The organism is Streptomyces albiflavescens (genome assembly GCF_014645835.1).
GTDB lineage: Bacteria > Actinomycetota > Actinomycetes > Streptomycetales > Streptomycetaceae > Streptomyces > Streptomyces albiflavescens.
Map to the genome: position 1 here is coordinate 82591 of NZ_BMMM01000011.1, position 18231 is coordinate 100821.

Annotated in this window: 13 protein-coding genes; 11 read left to right on the forward strand and 2 right to left on the reverse strand. The window is 70.4% G+C overall.

What is annotated here, in order from left to right; genetic code table 11:
• Window positions 1-182 precede the first annotated feature (182 nt).
• The 6 genes from IEY95_RS27700 to IEY95_RS27725 all read left to right on the forward strand — a co-directional run bounded on the left by IEY95_RS27700 (window position 183) and on the right by IEY95_RS27725 (window position 7477).
• Window positions 183-2426: an MMPL family transporter gene (locus IEY95_RS27700; protein ID WP_189188883.1), complete on the forward strand. Its 2244-nt coding sequence runs from the start codon at window positions 183-185 to the stop codon at window positions 2424-2426.
• Complete coding sequence (locus IEY95_RS27705) at window positions 2404-2979, forward strand: GNAT family N-acetyltransferase (protein ID WP_189188884.1); 576 nt, start codon at window positions 2404-2406, stop codon at window positions 2977-2979. The genes IEY95_RS27700 and IEY95_RS27705 overlap by 23 nt, the downstream gene beginning before the upstream one ends.
• Before the next feature lie 35 nt (window positions 2980-3014).
• Entirely contained in the window at window positions 3015-3656 is a 642-nt protein-coding gene (locus IEY95_RS27710) for a hypothetical protein (RefSeq protein WP_189188885.1), read from the forward strand.
• Between the two features lie 175 nt (window positions 3657-3831).
• Window positions 3832-4029: a hypothetical protein gene (locus tag IEY95_RS27715; RefSeq protein WP_189188886.1), complete on the forward strand. Its 198-nt coding sequence runs from the start codon at window positions 3832-3834 to the stop codon at window positions 4027-4029.
• 116 nt (window positions 4030-4145) lie between these two features.
• Window positions 4146-7229 carry a helix-turn-helix transcriptional regulator gene (locus tag IEY95_RS27720; RefSeq protein ID WP_189188887.1) on the forward strand — a complete coding sequence of 1028 codons (3084 nt, stop codon included), beginning with the start codon at window positions 4146-4148 and terminating at the stop codon, window positions 7227-7229.
• A gap of 38 nt (window positions 7230-7267) precedes the next feature.
• Window positions 7268-7477, forward strand: coding sequence for a DUF6191 domain-containing protein (locus IEY95_RS27725; protein ID WP_189188888.1), 210 nt, complete (start codon window positions 7268-7270; stop codon window positions 7475-7477).
• A gap of 12 nt (window positions 7478-7489) precedes the next feature.
• Here IEY95_RS27725 and IEY95_RS27730 read toward each other — a convergent pair whose 3' ends face one another.
• Both IEY95_RS27730 and IEY95_RS27735 read right to left on the reverse strand, forming a co-directional pair.
• Window positions 7490-8644: a PQQ-dependent sugar dehydrogenase gene (locus IEY95_RS27730; protein WP_229703427.1), complete on the reverse strand. Its 1155-nt coding sequence runs from the start codon at window positions 8642-8644 to the stop codon at window positions 7490-7492.
• Window positions 8645-8754: 110 nt separating this feature from the next.
• Window positions 8755-9762: an aldo/keto reductase gene (locus IEY95_RS27735; RefSeq protein WP_189188890.1), complete on the reverse strand. Its 1008-nt coding sequence runs from the start codon at window positions 9760-9762 to the stop codon at window positions 8755-8757.
• Window positions 9763-9838: 76 nt separating this feature from the next.
• On the opposite strand from IEY95_RS27735, the gene IEY95_RS27740 reads away from it, so the two are divergent.
• The 5 genes from IEY95_RS27740 (at window position 9839) to ilvC (ending at window position 18059) form a co-directional block, all read left to right on the forward strand.
• On the forward strand, window positions 9839-10780 hold the full coding sequence (locus IEY95_RS27740) for a 2-hydroxyacid dehydrogenase (RefSeq protein ID WP_189188891.1): 942 nt from the start codon (window positions 9839-9841) through the stop codon (window positions 10778-10780).
• Between the two features lie 220 nt (window positions 10781-11000).
• Window positions 11001-14267: a putative bifunctional diguanylate cyclase/phosphodiesterase gene (locus IEY95_RS27745; protein ID WP_189188892.1), complete on the forward strand. Its 3267-nt coding sequence runs from the start codon at window positions 11001-11003 to the stop codon at window positions 14265-14267.
• 227 nt (window positions 14268-14494) lie between these two features.
• Window positions 14495-16351, forward strand: a complete 1857-nt coding sequence (locus IEY95_RS27750; RefSeq protein ID WP_189188893.1) for an acetolactate synthase large subunit — start codon at window positions 14495-14497, stop codon at window positions 16349-16351.
• Window positions 16352-16371: 20 nt separating this feature from the next.
• The gene (ilvN, locus tag IEY95_RS27755; protein WP_189188894.1) at window positions 16372-16899 is read left to right on the forward strand and encodes an acetolactate synthase small subunit; all 528 of its coding nucleotides are present in this window, start codon (window positions 16372-16374) and stop codon (window positions 16897-16899) included.
• 158 nt (window positions 16900-17057) lie between these two features.
• Window positions 17058-18059, forward strand: coding sequence for a ketol-acid reductoisomerase (gene ilvC, locus IEY95_RS27760; RefSeq protein WP_189188895.1), 1002 nt, complete (start codon window positions 17058-17060; stop codon window positions 18057-18059).
• Window positions 18060-18231 lie beyond the last annotated feature (172 nt).

An 18231-nucleotide genomic window follows, 5' to 3' on the forward strand; every position in this document is an offset into this window, starting at 1 on the left:
CGTTGCCTCGCGGGGCGACAGAGTTCACGGGAATGTCCTGTGAGTTGGGTCGCAGTCGGGTGAGGAGACCCACGAATGAGGTAAACGATCATTTCCGGCTGAAAGAGTGATGACGCATAAGTCATGCGTTCTTTGCGGGCAGTTCCCGATAAAGATCCCCAAATCACCCAGGGAGCTGGTCCGTGGCAGCCCTCGCGCGTTGGTGTGTCCAGCACCGCCTCGTTGCCGTACTGCTCTGGCTTGTCGCCTTCGGTGGCATCACCGCCGCCGCGTCCATCACGGGCTCCGCCTACTCGAACGACTACGAAGCACCCGGAACCGAATCGGGCCGCGCCACCCAGCTCCTGCGGCACGGCTTCCCGGGCCTCGGCGGCGACAGCGACACCGTCGTCTGGCACACCACGCCGGGCACCGTGCGCTCCACCGACGTCGAACAGACGATGACCCGCACCCTCGACCGGATCGCGGGGCTGCCCGGCGTGGCCTCCGTCGTCAGCCCCTACGAGGGCCGGGGCGCGGGCCAGATCAGCGCCGACGGACGCACGGCCTACGCCACCGTCACCTTCCGCGCCCAGGCCGAGAACATCGACAAGGGAGAGGCCCGGGCCGTCGTCGACACCGCGAAGGCCGCCGAGACCAAGGGACTCCAAGTCGAGCTCGGCGGCGGCGCCATCGGGCTCACCGAGTCGTCGGGCGGGCATCTCGCCGAGATCGTCGGCGTGGTCGTCGCCGCCGTGGTCCTCTTCCTCGCCTTCGGCTCGCTCGCCGCCTCCCTGCTGCCCATCGCCACCGCCCTGGTCGGCGTCGGCACGGCGTACGCGGGAATCGTGCTCCTCGGACACGCCATGACCGTCGCCGACTTCGCCCCCATGCTCGGCATGCTGATCGGGCTCGGCGTCGGCATCGACTACGCGCTGTTCATCGTGACCCGGCACCGGCGGGGGCTGAAGCGCGGGCTCCCGGTCGCCGAGGCCGCGCGGAACGCCGTCGCCACCACAGGCCGCGCCGTCGTCTTCGCGGGCGCCACCGTCTGCATCGCATTGCTCGGCATGCTCATCCTGCGGCTCAGCTTCCTCAACGGCGTGGCGATCGCCGCCTCCTTGACGGTCGTCCTCACCGTCGCGGCCTCCGTGACCCTGCTGCCGGCGCTGCTCTCCTTCATCGGTCCCCGCGCGTTGAGCCGCCGCGAGCGGCGCAGGTTGTACGAGCACGGACCCGAACCGGAGCTCCCGACCGGGTTCGCCGCCCGCTGGTCCGTCTTCGTGGAACGCCACCCCAAGCTGCTCGGCGCCGTCGCCGTCGCCGTCATGGCGCTGCTCGCCCTGCCCACGCTCTCGCTCCACCTGGGCACCTCCGACCAGGGCAACGACCCGAAGTCGGCGACCACGCGCCAGGCGTACGACCTGATCGGGGAGGGATTCGGACCGGGCGTGAACGGGCCCCTCACCCTCGTCACGCAAGTCCGCGGCGCCGAGGACAAGCTCGTGCTCGACAACCTGGATGCCACTCTCCGGGCGACCAAGGGCGTCGCGTCGGTCACCCCGGCGACGTACAACACCGGTGGTGACACCGCCTACCTCACCGTCGTCCCGGACTCCGCCCCGCAGTCCCAGAAGACCAGCGACCTCGTCAGCCGGCTGCGCACCGACGTCCTGCCGCCGGCCGAGGCGGACACCGCGCTCGATGTGCACGTCGGCGGTGTGACGGCGAGCTACGACGACTTCGCGGATGTCATCATCGGCAAACTGCCGCTCTTCGTGGGCGTCGTGATCGGGCTCGGCTGCGTCCTGCTGCTGCTCGCCTTCCGCTCGATCGGCATCCCCCTCAAGGCCGCCGTGATGAACATCGCCGCCGTGGCGGCCGCCTTCGGAGTCGTCGTCGCGATCTTCCAGTGGGGCTGGGGCAGCGAACTGCTCGGCCTCGGCCGCGCGGGTCCGATCGAACCCTTCCTGCCGGTGATCATGGTGTCGGTCCTCTTCGGACTCTCCATGGACTACCAGGTGTTCCTGGTCAGCCGGATGTACGAGGAGTGGCTGGAGACCGGGGACAACCGGCGCGCGGTCCGGGTCGGCCTCGCCGAGACCAGCCGCGTGATCAACTCCGCCGCCGTCATCATGATCTCGGTCTTCCTCGCCTTCGTCCTCAGCGGCGACCGCGTCATCGCGATGTTCGGCATCGCCCTCGCCTCCGCCGTCGCCCTCGACGCCTTCGTGCTGCGTACGCTCCTGGTGCCCGCCCTGATGCACCTGCTGGGCGGCGCCAACTGGTGGCTGCCACGGTGGCTCGACCAGCGGCTGCCGCGCATCAGCATCGAGCCGCCCGAATGCCGCGCCGCCCATGAGAGGCTGGCCGCTGCGACGGACGCCGAGGTGGCGGACGTACTGGCGAAGGAGCAGCAGCGGGATGTACGCGATATCTCTGGGTGACGACGGAGCCGAACTGCGCCCCCTGGAGCCGTGGCACGCCGAGGAGTTCCTGGCACATCTGGACCGGGGGAGGGACTTCATCCAGCAGTTCATCCCGTTCGGGGCGAAGACCACGGACGTGGCGTCCGCGCGGGAACAGCTTCAGAGGTACGCCGACATGCGCGCCGCCGACACCGGGTCCCTGCACGGCCTGTGGCTGAACGGGAAGCTCGTGGGCGGGGTGCTCTTCCTGAACTTCGACGCGGAGAGCGGCAACTGCGAGGTCGGCTGCTGGCTGGAACCCGCCGGCGCCGGACGCGGGCTGGTCACCCGCGCCATGCGCGTGCTCATCGACTTCGCCGTCGAGCAGCGCGGCATCCACCGGATCGAATGGGTCGCCGCCTCGGGGAACGAGCCGAGCCTGAACGTGGCGCGGCGGCTGGGCATGACCCGGGACGGGGTGCGCCGGGAGGCCCATCCCCATCGAGGCGTACGGCACGACCTCGAGGTGTGGTCTGTCCTCGCCCCCGAGTGGCGCGAGGCACGCGCGGGTGGCGCTCACAACGATCATTAAGAGACTTCTCAGAGAGCGTCCGTACGGTGCGGGGCATGGGAACCAAGACAGTTGACGAGGCCGTGGACGAGAACGGCACCGAGGCGAAGAGCGACCAGGAGGCCGCGGAGGCCACAACGGCCGGCGGACCTGCGAAGACCGTGGACATCACCAAGGCCGACGAGCCTGCCGACACCGAAGCCGGGGCCGAGGCCGAGGAGCAGGACGAGGCCGAGGACGAGACAGAGGCGGGCGACGACGAGATAGCGGCGGGTGACGACGCCGCCGAGGCCGAGAAGGGCGCCTCCGGAGTCGGCCAGGGCGCCGCGGCCGTGGTCTCCGCCGCGCTCGGTCTCGTCTCGCTCTCCGGCGGCTGGATCGGCACCGTGGCCGCCGCGCGCGAGACGCTCGTCGGCCAGCTGCAGACCTCGCAGAGCGCGAGCGTCGCCAAGCAGGTCAAGGAGATCTACGGCGACGCCTGGGCGACCACGGCATTGGTCGGCGGCCTCTTCGCCCTGGCGGCGCTCGTCGTCGGCGTCGTGGTCCTGGTCCGGCCCGCCTTCGGGGCCCCGGGCAAGCCGCAGGCCGCCTGGATCAAGTCGGTCGCCTGGGCGGGCGTCTCGCTCGGGGTCATCGGCCTGGTCCTCGCGGTCGCCAAGTACTCCGACATCCTGCTCGGACTGCCCTCCACCAGCTGAATCTCCGTACCTCTGAGGGGCCTTAGGGCCGGCCTGAGTCACTTACGGCCGCCCTAAGGCCCTTCGCGTGCGCAAGATGCGGAACTCTCCCGATGTGGCGCACCCCCCTGGGAGACGAAGGTTGAGGCATCGCAAACAAGCGAGGCCGAAACCGACTCTTCACGAGGGGTACGAGATGTTCGAGTACGAGCTTCAGCAGATCCGATCCGCAGAGCTGATCCGCGAGGCCCAGAACCACCGACTGGCGCAGGAGGCGCTCCGCGGCCGCCGTGCCGCCCGTCGCGCCGCCGCACGCGAGTCCGCCCAGCACGAGTCCGAGGGGCAGGGCCATACCAAGCGTCCCCGCCGGAGCCGGTTCGCCCGCGCCGCGTGAGCGCCGGGGCACGGGAGGACGGCCGTACGGGGGTCGGCCGTTCTCCGGTGCCGGTGCCGCACGCAGCAACCGTCGTCCTCCCGATAACCGGTGCCGCACGGTCGGACCCCTGTGCGATGCTCGGGCCTGTGGAGACCAGGTCCGTCAGCCCGGTGTTCGTCGGACGCGCCGACGAATTGGGGACATTGAGCGATGCGCTCGCCCGCGCTGCTGGTGGGGGTACCTCCCAGGCGTCCAGCACGGGGGGAGAGCCGCAGGCGTTGCTGCTCGGCGGCGAGGCCGGGGTCGGCAAGACCCGCCTCCTCGAGGAGTTCGCCGCGGTGGCCGCTCGCGAGGGTGCCGTCGTCGCCTGCGGCGGCTGCGTCGAGATCGGCGCCGACGGGCTGCCCTTCGCACCCTTCTCCACCGCTCTGCGCGCCCTGCGCCGCCTGCTGCCGGACGAACTCGCCGCGGCGGCCGCCGGACAGGAGGAGGAGCTGGCCCGGCTGCTGCCCGAACTGGGCGAGGCGGCCCGAGGACGCCACTACGACGAGGAGGGCATGGCCCGCCTCTTCGAACTCACCGCACGTCTCCTGGAGCGCGTCGCCGCCGACCGCACGGTCGTCGTCGTCCTCGAAGACCTGCACTGGGCCGACGCCTCCACCCGCCACCTGCTCGCCTATCTCTTCCGCACACTGCGCAGCGGCCGTCTCGTCGTGATCGCCACCTACCGCGCCGACGACATTCACCGTCGCCACCCGCTGCGCCCCCTCCTCGCCGAACTCGAGCGCCTCCGCACGGTCACCCGCATCGAACTCGGCCGGTTCAGTCGCGCCGAAGTCGGCCGCCAGATCGCCGGAATCCTGGCCCGCGAACCCGACCCGGCCCAGGTCGACGAGATCTTCGCCCGCTCCGACGGCAACGCGTTCTTCGTCGAGGAACTCGCCGTCGCCGCCCACGAGGGCTGTCGTACGGGGCTCACGGACTCCCTCCGCGACCTGCTCCTCGTACGCGTCGAAGGCCTGCCCGAGAGCGCGCAGCGGATCGCCCGGATCGTCGCCGAGGGCGGCTCCACCGTCGAGTACCGGCTCCTGTCCGCCGTGGCCCGGCTCGCCGAGGACGACCTCATCGAGGCGCTGCGGGCCGCCGTCGGCGCCAACATCCTGCTCGCCTCGCCCGGCGGCGACGGCTACCGCTTCCGTCACTCCCTGGTCCGCGAGGCCGTCAGCGACGACCTGCTGCCCGGCGAGCGCTCCCGCTTCAACCGCCGCTACGCGGAGGCCCTGGAGGCCGATCCGACACTCGTACCGGCCGACGAGCGGTCCACCCGCCTGGCCAGCTACTGGTACCACGCCCATGACGCCGCCAAGGCCCTCCCCGCCGTCCTCGACGCCTCCGTCGACGCCCGCTGCCGCCATGCGTACTCCGAGCAACTGCGGCTCCTGGAGCGGGCGATGGAGCTGTGGGACGTCGCCCCCGACGCGGTACGGGCCGAACTTCGCCCCGTCGACTACGTGGAGGTCTATCCCCCCTGCGGCTGCGACCCGGAGACCACGCCGCTGCGCTATCTCGACCTGATGGCCGAGGCGGCCGTCGCGGGCCGGCTCTGCGGGGAGCGCGAGCGCGCGCTGAAGATCACCAAGAAGGCGCTGCGCCTCCTGGAGGACGAGGACGACCCCCTGCGCGCCGCCTGGTTCTGGATCCAGCGCTCCCGCCTGGTCCAGGCGCAGGCCCGCGGCGACGGCTGGCAGGAGCTCGCCACCGCCCAGGACCTGGTGCGCGGGCTGCCGCCGTCGGAGGTGCACGCCGAGGTCCTGTCCACCGTCGCCGCCTGGTGCATGCTCCACGAGCCGGGCCCGGGCGCGCTGTCGGCCGCCGAGCGAGCCGTGGAGTACGCGCGCATGGTGGGCGCCCGGGACATTGAGCTGAACGCCCGGCTCACGCTCGGCGGTCTCATGGTCGACGCCGGTGCCGTCGAGGCGGGGCTCGCGGAGATGTACGAGGTCAAGGAGAGTGTGAGCCGCTACGGCGCCTCCCTCGTCGTGGGCCGTCTGCACATCAACCTGCCGTCCCATCTGGAGTCGCTCGGCCGCTCCCGCGAGGCCGTCCCGGTCCTGCGGGAGGGTGTCGAACTCGCCCGGAAGAACGGCCTGTTGGACACCCAGGCCTGGATCTGGGGCAACCTCTCGGAGTCGCTCTACGCGCTCGGCCAGTGGGACGAGGCCCTGGAGGCCGCGCGGAACACGCTGCGCATCGGGCTCAGCGGGAAGCCGTCCGGCCTCGGCGCCTCCCGCCTGGCGCGTCTCGCCCTGGCCCGCGGCGACCTCCCCGAGGCCGGACGCCAACTGGCCGCCGCCCGCGACCACTTCGGCACCCACGACCCCACGCCGCAGCACTCCCTGCCGCTGGTGCGCACCGCGATCGGCATCGCCGCCGGCGAGGGCCGCCTCCTCGACGCCCGCGCCGCCCTGGAGCAGACCCTGGACACGGGCTTCCCGCCCGGGACCCAGCGCTATGGCTGGCCACTGCTGCTCGCCGCCGCCACGGCGGAGGCGGACGCCCAGGGACTGCCCGCCACCGAACCGGGCCGCGCCCAGACCGTGGAGCGCATCCGCAAGGCCGCGAAGTCCCTGGCCACGGGCGCGCCCATCTGGCTCGCACACCAGGAATGGGTGCGCGCCGAACTCCGGCGCGCCGAGGGGGTGACCACCCCGCACGACTGGTCCGAGGTGGTCACCGCCTTCGAACCCCTGGAGCGCCCCTACGACCTCGCCCGCGTCCGCCACCGCCTCGCCGAGGCCCTGCTGACCTCGGGCGCCGACGAGGACGACCGTGCCCGCGCCACGGAGCTCCTCCGGCTGGCGCGGGCGGTCGCCGACCACCTGGGCGCCCGCCCGCTCGCCGACGCCGTCGCGCTGCTCGCCCAGCGGGCCCGCCTCGCCCTGGCCCACGCCCCCGAACCATCCGTCCTCGCCCCCGCCGATCCGGCGCTGGCGCTCGGCCTCACCAGCCGCGAGCGCGACGTCCTCCGCCTGGTCGCCGCCGGCCGCAGCAACCGCCAGATCGCCGAGGAACTCTTCATCTCCCCGAAGACGGCCAGCGTCCATGTCTCGAACATTCTGGCCAAGCTGGACGTCTCAGGACGGGGGGAGGCGGCGGCCCTGGCGCACCGGCTGCGGCTGTTCCCACCGGAGGCCCCCGCTGCCCAGGCGGCGGGCTGAGGCTTACGCTGTAAGGGATCCGGGCCGAGGGAGGCGCCGTGTTCAACATGTTCGAGGAGCTGTTCGCACCAGGCCGCAAGCACACCAACGACGAACGCAAACGCCTGGAACTGACCCGCGTGGACCTGAACGACGCCGACCCGGGCCGCGGCCCCATAGACCTGTCCTCGGGCAAGGTGGTCGTACGGCTGCCGAAGCACGAGCACGAAGACGAGCAGGACCCGGGGCCCGAGCCCGAGGACAGCTGAGGTCCCGCGCGCCTACGTCACCTCCAGCTCCAGAATCCTGTCGTCCCCCTTCCCGGGGCTCCCGCGCCCGTCCGTCTCGCTCGTCGTCAGCCAGAGTTTGTCGCCGCCCGCGGAGACGACCGTGCGCAGGCGGCCGTATGTGCCCGTGAGGAAGGCCTCGGGGGCGGCGGAGGCCTTGGTGCCGTTCAGGGGGATGCGCCACAGCCGTTCACCCTTGAGGCCCGCCATCCATATGGAGCCCTCGGCGTAGGCGATGCCGCTGGGGGAGGCGTCGTCCGTGTGCCACTGGGCGATCGGGTTGTGGTAGGTGGGGTTGTCGCCCTTGCCCTCGACCACCGGCCAGCCGTAATTGTCGCCGGGCTTGATCTGGTTGAGCTCGTCCCAGGTGTCCTGGCCGAACTCGGAGGCCCAAAGACGCTGTTTGTCGTCCCAGGCAAGGCCCTGGACGTTGCGATGCCCGTACGAGTAGACGACCGAGTCGCCGAAGGGATTGCCCGGCGCCGGCTCGCCGTCCGGTGTCATGCGCAGGATCTTGCCGCCCAGTGCCTTCTTGTCCTGAGCCAGCCCCCGGTCACCCGTCTCGCCCGCACCCGCGTACAGCATCTTGTCCGGGCCGAACGCGATCCGGCCGCCGTTGTGGATCATCCCCTTGGGGATGCCCTTGAAGATCGTGTCCGGCGCGCCCAGCTGCTCCCCGGCGGGCTTCCGCTCGTCGTACAGCATGCGGACGATGCGGTTGTCCGAGGCCGTTGTGAAGTAGGCGTAGATCATGTGGTCGGACGCGTAGTCGGGGGACAGCGCGATGCCCAGGAGGCCGCCCTCGCCCGCGGGGGCCACCCCCGGCACCTGGCCCAGCTCCGTCTTCTTGCCGGTCTTCTCGTCGACCCGTGTGATCGTCCCCTCGTCCCGCGAGGACACCAGCAGGCCGCCCTCGGGCAGCGGCGCCAGGCCCCAGGGGGTCTTGAGGTCCTCGGTGACAGTGCGCACCACCTTCACCGAGCCCTTGGCGGGCGGTGTCTCCTCGGCGGCCTGCTCCGAGGGCGACGATCCCGGCTTCGTACTCCCCGCGCTCGGGAACAGGCTTCCGCCGCCGTCCGACTTCCCTCCGCCGTCGGAGGAACAACCGGCCGTCACCAAAAGCGCGGCCGCGGCCAACACGGCTGTCACTGCTCGACGTTGCACCATCAAGGTCCCTTCGACGCGGCGGTCCTACTGTTCATACACCGCTCGCGTGCCCCAGGTTCCCGATCACGCCCGAGGAATCAGCGCACCGCGCCTCAGTCCCAGGATCCCCGCGCCCCCGGCAGTCCCTCCACTTCCGCGAGGTCCTCCGCCGTCAGCCGCAGCCCCGCCGCCCCCGCGTTCTCCGTGACCCAGCGCTGCCGCTTGGCCCCCGGCACCGGCACCACGTGCGGTCCCTGCGCCAGCACCCACGCCAGCGCCACCTGTGCGGGCGTCACCGCGTTCTCGTGGTCCCCGTGCCGCCGGGCGATGCGCCGCAGCCCGGCGACGATGGGCTGGTTCGCGGCCATCATCTCGGCGGTGAAGCGGGGGTGGCGGGCGCGTACGTCGTCGGGTTCGAAGCCCTCGCCAGGGGTCAGCGTGCCGGTCAGGAAGCCGTTGCCGAGCGGCATCGCCGCCAGGAAGCCGACCCCGCGGGCCGTGCACCACGGCAGGAGCGCGTCCAGCGACTCCGTCGACCACACGGACAGCTCAGCCTCCACGGCGCTCACCGGGAAGACCTGCTGCACCCGCTCCAGCTGCCGGATCGTTCCGTCGTGCAGCCGCGCGCCGGAACGGCGGGCCGACCGGGCACCCACCGCGCACAGTCCGAGCGACCGCACCTTCCCGGCCGACACGAGTTCGGCCATCGCGCCCCAGGTCTCCTCGACCGGAACCTCCGGGTCCGCGCGGTGCAGCTGATAGAGGTCGATCACGTCCGTCTGCAGGCGCCGCAGCGAGGCGTCGCAGGCCCGCTTCACATAGCCGGGGCGGCCATTGGCCACGATGTGCTGCTCGCCGACCAGCAGGCCGACCTTGGTCGACACGAAGGCCTCGGAGCGCCGCTCCTTGAGCACCCGCCCCACCAACAGCTCGTTGGTGAAGGGCCCGTACATGTCGGCCGTGTCGAGCAGCGTCGAACCCTGGTCGAGCGCTGTGTGCACCGCGCGGAGCGACTCCTCACCGCGCTGCCGCGAACCGGTGTACGCCCAGCTCATCGGCATGCATCCGAGCCCGACCGCCCCCACATCGAGCGCCGCAGCCCCGATCGTCCTGCGCTCCACCTGGCCGCACCCTCCCTTTCCTGGCACACCAAAACTAACCTCTGCGCGCGCGAGCGCTTCGCATAGCCTCCTGACCATGACTTCCGATGTGTGGCTTCCGTTTCACGCCGACGAGATCGACGGCCTCCCCGAGGGACTCGACTACCGCTTCTGGGACGGCGGCCCGGAGTTTCCCGCTGATCCCGCCGCCTGCGAGTTCTATGTCGTGCCCTATATGAAGGGGCCCGCCGTCTCGCAGCGGCCCATGGCCGACATGGCATCGGTCCAGGTCGTGCAGACGCTCTCCGCCGGTGTCGACCACGTCCAGCCGAGCCTCAAGTTCCTGCGCCCGGGCGTGCGGTTGTGCAACGCCCAGGGTGTGCACGAGGCGAGCACCGGTGAGCTCGCCCTCGCCCTGATCCTCGCCTCGCTGCGGGGCATCCCCGGCTTCGTACGAGGCCAGGACAAGGAGGAGTGGCGCTCGGGTTTCCATCCCGCGCTGGCCGACAAGTCCGTACTGATCGTCGGGTACGGGTCGATCGGGTCCGCCATCGAGGACCGGCTCGCGCCCTTCGAGCTGGCGCGGGTGGCGCGCGTCGCGCGCTCCGAGCGCACCACGGCGCGCGGTCCGGTGCATCCGCTCACAGAACTGAATTCTCTGCTTCCGGAAGCCGACGTCGTGGTGCTGTCGACGCCCCTCACGCAGAGCACGCGTGGCCTGGTGAACGCCGATTTCCTGTCCCGGATGAAGGACGGCGCGCTCCTCGTGAACGTCGCCCGCGGCCCCGTCGTCGACACCAAGGCGCTCCTCGCCGAGCTGGAGAGCGGGCGCATCACCGCGGCCCTCGACGTCACCGACCCCGAGCCGCTGCCGAAGGGCCACCCCTTGTGGCACGCGCCCGGCGTGCTGATCAGCCCCCATGTAGGTGGGCCCACCTCGGCGTTCCTGCCGCGCGCCAAGCGCCTCCTGGTGGACCAGCTGAACCGTTTCGTGAACCGGGAGCCGCTGCGGAACGTGGTCCTTACTACCGGCGCTTGAGTCACGCCCCGTTCGCCCCGAGTCCGCTTCGAGTACCCTCCGCAGTTCCTCGAATGCGGGCGGTATCGACATCTTCGCTGGTCGTTACGGAGCGTAGAGGAACTATGTCCCTGAGTGACGAGACTGGTGTATCGTCCCGACAGGGGCTGCGCCGCGCACCGTTCGGCGCCGGGGATGGACATGTGAGACTGCGAGGGGGGCGACGGGCGATGCACGGCCTATGGACGAACGATCCGACGCGGCGGGGCCGCCGACGACCCTGGCGCGCGGCCACGCGCAGACGTGGCCACGGTGGCCATGGCGGCCATCACCACCGCAGGCACAGCGGCCGCCGGAGGCATGCGCACCCGGCGCACGGGGACCAGCGGGACCCCGGGGTGCGGACCGGGTGGGCCCGGTGAGCTCCCCAGTGGCGCTGCTGACCCGCCGGCCTGTATTCGCCGGCGGGACGGGCCTGCTCCCGCAACTCGTACTGGCCCTGGTGTGCGCGGGATACGCCGTCGGTTCCGCGCTCGGCTGGGGCTCCGCGAGTCTCTCGCTGATCATGGGCGACTTCGGGCTGAGCGCCGCGGCGGGCACCTCGGCGGTCTCCTGCTTCCTCTACGCGCGCAGCCGCCGCAGCCGCTTTCGACCCGCGTGGCTGCTGTTCGCGCTCTCCTCCGCCATGGCCTCGCTCGGCAATCTGGTCTGGGGGTGGTACGAGGTCGTCCTCAGCAGCCCGGTGCCCAGCCCGAGCTACGCCGACCTGTTCTTCCTGTGCTTCGCGCCGCCCGCCATCGTAGGACTGCTCGTGCTCGCCAAGAGGCCCGTCACCAGGGCGGGGTGGATGTGCCTCGCGCTGGACGCCTGGCTGATCGGCGGCTCGCTGCTCACCCTGTCCTGGAGCCTCGCGCTCGCCCAGGCCGCGAAGTTCGACGGGCCGAGCGTCGCGCACACCGCGCTGTCGCTGGCGTACCCGCTGCTGGACATCGCGCTGGTCAGCATGGTGCTGGCCTTGCATTTCCGGCGCTCGTCGGTGAACAGATCGGCGGTGAACACGGCGATCGGGGCACTCGCCCTGACCGTGATGTGCGACGCCCTGTTCACCTCGCCCCTCCTGCACAACAACTACCACTCCGGGCAGCTCCTCGACGCGGGCTGGTTCGCCGGCTCGCTGCTCCTCGCGTACGCCCCCTGGGTCGGCACCCGGCGCGGACAGTCGGACGCCGACGGCCCCAGTACGGACGGGTGCGCACGCGTGGTGCATGAGCACATCCCGGGACAGCGCCAGGAAGGGCACCGGGAGCAGCACGGACATCAGGCCCCACATGGCCATCACGGTCAACAGCGGCAGCACGGACATCAGGCGAATCGGCAAGAACGACAGCAGGGAGGACACATGCACGTGCTCCTCCAGGAAGGCGGCCACAGCCTCCTCCAGGAAGGTGGCCACAGCCTCCTCCAGGAAAGCGGCCACAGCCGGTACCCGGCCACACGCCCGATCGCCGGATCGCTGGCCGCGCTCACGCCCTACCTGGCCGCCGCCGTCTGCACGCTGGGGATCCTCTACAACGTGCTGAACGGGCGCAATGTCGACCGCGTGGTGCTCATCACCGCGGGGCTCGTCGTGCTGGCCCTCGTCGTGCGCCAGGGCATCATGCTGCTCGACAACATCACCCTCACCCAGGAGCTGGCCCAGAAGGAGAACCACTTCCGCTCCCTGGTGCAGGGCTCCAGCGACGTGATCATGATCGCCGCGCCCAACGGAATCCTCCGGTACGTCAGCCCGGCCGCCGCCGGGGTCTACGGACGCGACGCCGACGAACTCGTCGGCTCCGAGCTCGCCTCGCTCATCCACCCGGAGGACCTCGGCTGCGTAGTGCACGAAGTGCGACGTTTCCTGGCGGCCAGCCACATCGACGAACCCACCACCCGCATCGAGTGCCGCTTCCGGTCCGGCGACGGGGGCTGGCTGAATGTGGAATCCACCGTCAACCGGCACCAGGGCGGCCTCATCTTCAACAGCCGTGACGTGACCGAACGGGTGCGTCTGCAGGCGCAGTTGCAGCACAACGCCGAGCACGACCCGCTCACCGACCTGCCCAACCGTGCGCTGTTCACCCGGCGCGTCCAGCAGGCGCTCTCCGGCCGCCGCTCCTCCGACCGCGGTACCGCCGTCCTGTTCATCGACCTCGACGGCTTCAAGGCGGTCAACGACACGATCGGGCACCAGGCCGGCGACGAGCTCCTCGTCCAGGCCGCCCGCAGACTCCAGGACTCGGTGCGGCACGGCGACACCGCCGCCCGCCTCGGCGGCGACGAGTTCGCGGCCCTGATCGTCGGCGACGGTACCCGCGACCGCACCGCGCGCGAACGCCACATCATGGAGCTCGCCGACCGGCTCAGGGTGAGGCTCTCGCAGCCGTACGCCATCGACGGCAACGATGTCCGGGTGGCCGCGTCCATCGGCGTCGCCTTCGCCGAACCGGGCCTGGGCGCGGGCGAGTTGCAGCGCAACGCCGACCTCGCCATGTACCGCGCCAAGGCAGCCGGCAAGGGACGCGTCGAGTTGTACGCGCCCCAGATGCAGCAGGACGTCGTGCGGAAGGCGGAGCTGGCCACCCGGCTGCGTTCGGCTCTTCAGGGCGGCGAGTTCGCGCTGCTCCACCAGCCTGTGGTGTCGCTCGAAAACGGCCGGATCACATCGGTCACCGCGCAGGCGCGCTGGCGCTCCTCCCAGGGTGTGCTCTTCACGCCCGCCGAGTTCCTGCGCGTCGCCGAGGACAGTGACAGGACCGCCGAGCTGGGCCGCTGGATGCTCGAAGAAGCCGTCGAGCAGGCCGCCCAGCGCGCGGCCGCGGGTGTCGCCGTGCCCGTCGCCGTCCGGATGAACGCTCGGCGCCTGCTGGACCGCTCGCTGCCCGTCGGCTCGGTGGAAGCCCTGCTGACCCGGCACGGCCTTCCCTCCGGTGCCCTGATCGTGGAGTTGTCCGACACCGACCCCCGGGTCTCCCTGGACGAGCTGGAGCGCCGACTGAACGCGCTCAGGCGCCTCGGCGTCCGGGTCGCCCTGGACGGCTTCGGCAGCGGATACGCCGCCATCACGGCACTCAGAAGGCTCCCCATCGACATGCTCAAGCTCGACAGAGGTCTCGTCGAGGGTGTCGTCGAGTCCGCCCGGCTGCACAAGATCACCAGCGGGCTGCTGCGGATCGCCACCGACCTGGGACTGCAGTCCGTGGCCGACGGAGTCGATCTTCCGGAGCAGGTCATCGCCCTGCGCGCGATGGGCTGCACCCATGGGCAGGGCATGGCCTTCTCGGGGCCCCTCGATGAATACCGGCTGCGCCGGGCGGTGTCTTCCGGCCACTATCCGGTGCCGCACGGGCCGGTCGAGCCTGCGTTCGCGGGCGGCGGCGCAGGGGTGTATACGAGTGGTGTGCCTGCTGTTTTGGGGGGCGGTACTGCCCTCCGCTCACATAATGAGACTCCCGTCCCACCCACTTGACAGTCAGTGCGTGCCGGGGGGAGGGTCAATGCCATGCGCACCCGAATTCTCGTACTTGGAAAGCGCGTCGGCTGAAGCTTGGTGGCCACCGGACAGACCCGGAACACCCAGCGACCGCACCCGGCGCGCTCCCCTCGCTTGCCTCACGGCACGAGGGGTTTTTTGTTGCACAGGCACCCGTCGTACACCGCACAAAACTCGCAAAAACCCTCAGCATCGAGAAGAGAATGCCGATGACCGAGCAGGCCACCGGGGCCCACCATCCGCAGCCGCGGCCCCGTTCCGGAGGACAGCAGTCCGCCCCCGAGCACGTCACGGGTGCGCAGTCCCTCATCCGCTCTCTCGAGGAGGTCGGCGCCGAGACGGTATTCGGCATTCCCGGCGGCGCGATCCTCCCGGCCTACGACCCGCTGATGGACTCCCAGCGTGTGCGGCACGTGCTCGTCCGCCACGAGCAGGGCGCGGGTCACGCGGCCACCGGCTACGCGCAGGCCACCGGCAAGGTCGGTGTCTGCATGGCCACCAGCGGCCCGGGCGCCACCAACCTGGTGACCCCGATCGCCGACGCGCACATGGACTCGGTGCCGCTCGTGGCGATCACCGGCCAGGTCGCCTCCAAGGCGATCGGCACGGACGCGTTCCAGGAGGCGGACATCGTCGGCATCACCATGCCGATCACCAAGCACAACTTCCTGGTGACCAAGGCCGAGGACATCCCGCGGACGATCGCGGAGGCCTTCCATATCGCCTCCACCGGCCGCCCGGGTCCCGTTCTCGTCGACATCGCCAAGGACGCCCTCCAGGCGCAGACCACCTTCCAGTGGCCGCCCACCCAGGATCTGCCCGGGTACCGCCCGGTGACCAAGCCGCACGCCAAGCAGATCCGCGAGGCCGCGAAGCTGATCACCCAGGCCAAGCGGCCCGTCCTGTACGTCGGCGGCGGCGTCCTCAAGGCGAACGCCACCGCCGAACTGAAGGTCCTCGCGGAACTCACCGGAGCGCCCGTCACCACCACCCTGATGGCGCTCGGCGCATTCCCCGACAGCCACCCGCTGCACGTGGGAATGCCGGGCATGCACGGTGCGGTCACCGCCGTCACCGCGCTGCAGAAGGCCGACCTGATCGTCGCCCTCGGAGCCCGCTTCGACGACCGCGTCACCGGCAAGCTGGACAGCTTCGCCCCGTACGCCAAGATCGTCCATGCCGACATCGACCCGGCGGAGATCGGCAAGAACCGTGCCGCCGACGTGCCGATCGTCGGTGACGCCCGCGAGGTCATCGCCGACCTGGTCCAAGCGGTGCAGAAGGAGCACAGCGAGGGCCACCACGGCGACTACACCGCCTGGTGGAAGGACCTCAACCGCTGGCGCGAGACGTACCCGCTGGGCTACGAGCAGCCCGACAACGGCTCGCTGTCACCGCAGCAGGTCATCGAGCGCATCGGCAAGCTCGCCCCGGAGGGCACGATCTACGCCGCGGGCGTGGGCCAGCACCAGATGTGGGCCGCGCACTACATCCAGTACGAGAAGCCCGCCACCTGGCTCAACTCCGGCGGCGCCGGAACGATGGGCTACGCGGTCCCGGCCGCGATGGGCGCCAAGGCCGGTCAGCCGGACCGGACGGTCTGGGCGATCGACGGCGACGGGTGCTTCCAGATGACCAATCAGGAGCTCACCACCTGCGCCCTGAACAACATCCCGATCAAGGTCGCCATCATCAACAACGGCGCTCTCGGGATGGTCCGCCAGTGGCAGACCCTCTTCTACAACCAGCGCTACTCCAACACCGTGCTGCACTCGGGCCCCGAGGCGACCGGCAAGGAGCCGAGCGCGGGCACCCGCGTCCCCGACTTCGTGAAGCTGTCGGAGGCCATGGGCTGCTACGCCATCCGCTGCGAGTCCCCGGACGACCTCGACAAGGTCATCGAAGAGGCGAACTCGATCAACGACCGCCCCGTCGTGATCGACTTCATCGTCCACGAGGACGCGATGGTGTGGCCGATGGTCGCCGCCGGCACCTCGAACGACGAGATCATGGCCGCCCGGGACGTCCGCCCGGACTTCGGCGACAACGAAGACGACTGAGAGAGAGCCGAGTCAGAACCATGAGCAAGCACACCCTCTCCGTCCTCGTCGAGAACAAGCCAGGCATCCTCGCCCGGATCGCGGCCCTGTTCTCCCGGCGCGGCTTCAACATCGACTCGCTCGCCGTCGGTGTCACCGAGCACCCCGACATCTCCCGCATCACGATCGTGGTGAACGTGATCGAGGCACTCCCGCTCGAACAGGTCACCAAGCAGCTCAACAAGCTCGTCAACGTCCTGAAGATCGTCGAGCTGGAGCCGTCCTCGGCGGTGCAGCGCGAACTCGTTCTGGTGAAGGTGCGCGCCGACAACGAGACGCGCTCCCAGATCGTCGAGATCGTCCAGCTGTTCCGCGCCAAGACCGTGGACGTCTCCCCGGAGGCCGTCACCATCGAGGCCACCGGCGGCAGCGACAAGCTGGAGGCCATGCTCAAGATGCTGGAGCCGTTCGGCATCAAGGAGCTCGTCCAGTCCGGCACGATCGCGATCGGGCGCGGGGCGCGTTCAATCACGGACCGCTCGCTGCGCGCGCTGGACCGATCGGCGTAAGTATTTAAACGGTCTCCATGAGTCCGTAAACGGTCTTGATATGGGCGGTCGGTGATCGCCGACCGCCCGTATGCCGAGACCGGAAAACTTCCCTTCCCCCGCCCGCCGTACGGTGGGATGCAACACCGGCGATACCGGCAATAACAAGGAGAACCCCAGTGGCCGAGCTGTTCTACGACGACGACGCAGACCTGTCCATCATCCAGGGCCGCAAGGTCGCGGTCATCGGCTACGGCAGCCAGGGCCACGCCCACGCGCTGTCGCTGCGTGACTCGGGTGTCGACGTCCGCGTCGGTCTGCACGAGGGCTCCAAGTCCAAGGCGAAGGCCGAGGAGCAGGGCCTGCGCGTGGTGACCCCGTCGGAGGCCGCCGCCGAGGCCGACGTCATCATGATCCTGGTGCCGGACCCGATCCAGGCCCAGGTCTACGAGGAGTCCATCCAGGGCAACCTGAAGGACGGCGACGCGCTGTTCTTCGGCCACGGCCTGAACATCCGCTTCGGCTTCATCAAGCCCCCGGCCGGCGTCGACGTCGCCATGGTCGCCCCCAAGGGCCCGGGTCACCTCGTGCGCCGCCAGTACGAGGAGGGTCGCGGCGTTCCCTGCATCGCGGCCGTCGAGCAGGACGCGACCGGAGGCGCCTTCGCGCTCGCGCTGTCGTACGCCAAGGGCATCGGCGGCACCCGCGCCGGCGTCATCAAGACGACCTTCACCGAGGAGACCGAGACCGACCTGTTCGGTGAGCAGGCCGTCCTCTGCGGTGGTACCGCGGCGCTGGTCAAGGCGGGCTTCGAGACGCTGACCGAGGCCGGCTACCAGCCGGAGATCGCGTACTTCGAGTGCCTCCACGAGCTGAAGCTCATCGTCGACCTCATGTACGAGGGCGGCCTGGAGAAGATGCGCTGGTCCGTCTCCGAGACCGCCGAGTGGGGCGACTACGTGACCGGCCCGCGCATCATCACCGACGCCACCAAGGCCGAGATGAAGAAGGTCCTCGCCGAGATCCAGGACGGCACGTTCGCCCGTAACTGGATGGAGGAGTACCACTCCGGTCTGAAGAAGTACAACGAGTACAAGAAGCAGGACGCGGAGTCTCTGCTGGAGACCACCGGCAAGGAGCTGCGCAAGCTCATGAGCTGGGTCAACGACGACGAGGCGTAAGCCTGACGACCATGGGGCCGGAACATACCGTTCCGGCCCCATCGTCGAACCCCGGGTAACGTTGTTGTCCACTGAGGCCAGCCACGTCCGGGTGATCCTTCCACGGAGGCGCAAGACGTGCCCCGTACCGGCACTAGACTGCTGCACAACATACGCGTCGGGCCCACAGCGT

What these genes read in the sequence shown, in the direction of transcription:
- IEY95_RS27705 (WP_189188884.1), top strand. Translation starts at nt 2,404, where the DNA reads ATGTACGCGATATCTCTGGGTGACGACGGAGCCGAACTGCGCCCCCTG.
- IEY95_RS27710 (WP_189188885.1), top strand. Translation starts at nt 3,015, where the DNA reads ATGGGAACCAAGACAGTTGACGAGGCCGTGGACGAGAACGGCACCGAG.
- IEY95_RS27715 (WP_189188886.1), top strand. Translation starts at nt 3,832, where the DNA reads ATGTTCGAGTACGAGCTTCAGCAGATCCGATCCGCAGAGCTGATCCGC.
- IEY95_RS27720 (WP_189188887.1), top strand. Translation starts at nt 4,146, where the DNA reads ATGCTCGGGCCTGTGGAGACCAGGTCCGTCAGCCCGGTGTTCGTCGGA.
- IEY95_RS27740 (WP_189188891.1), top strand. Translation starts at nt 9,839, where the DNA reads ATGACTTCCGATGTGTGGCTTCCGTTTCACGCCGACGAGATCGACGGC.
- IEY95_RS27745 (WP_189188892.1), top strand. Translation starts at nt 11,001, where the DNA reads ATGGACGAACGATCCGACGCGGCGGGGCCGCCGACGACCCTGGCGCGC.
- IEY95_RS27750 (WP_189188893.1), top strand. Translation starts at nt 14,495, where the DNA reads ATGCCGATGACCGAGCAGGCCACCGGGGCCCACCATCCGCAGCCGCGG.
- ilvN (WP_189188894.1), top strand. Translation starts at nt 16,372, where the DNA reads ATGAGCAAGCACACCCTCTCCGTCCTCGTCGAGAACAAGCCAGGCATC.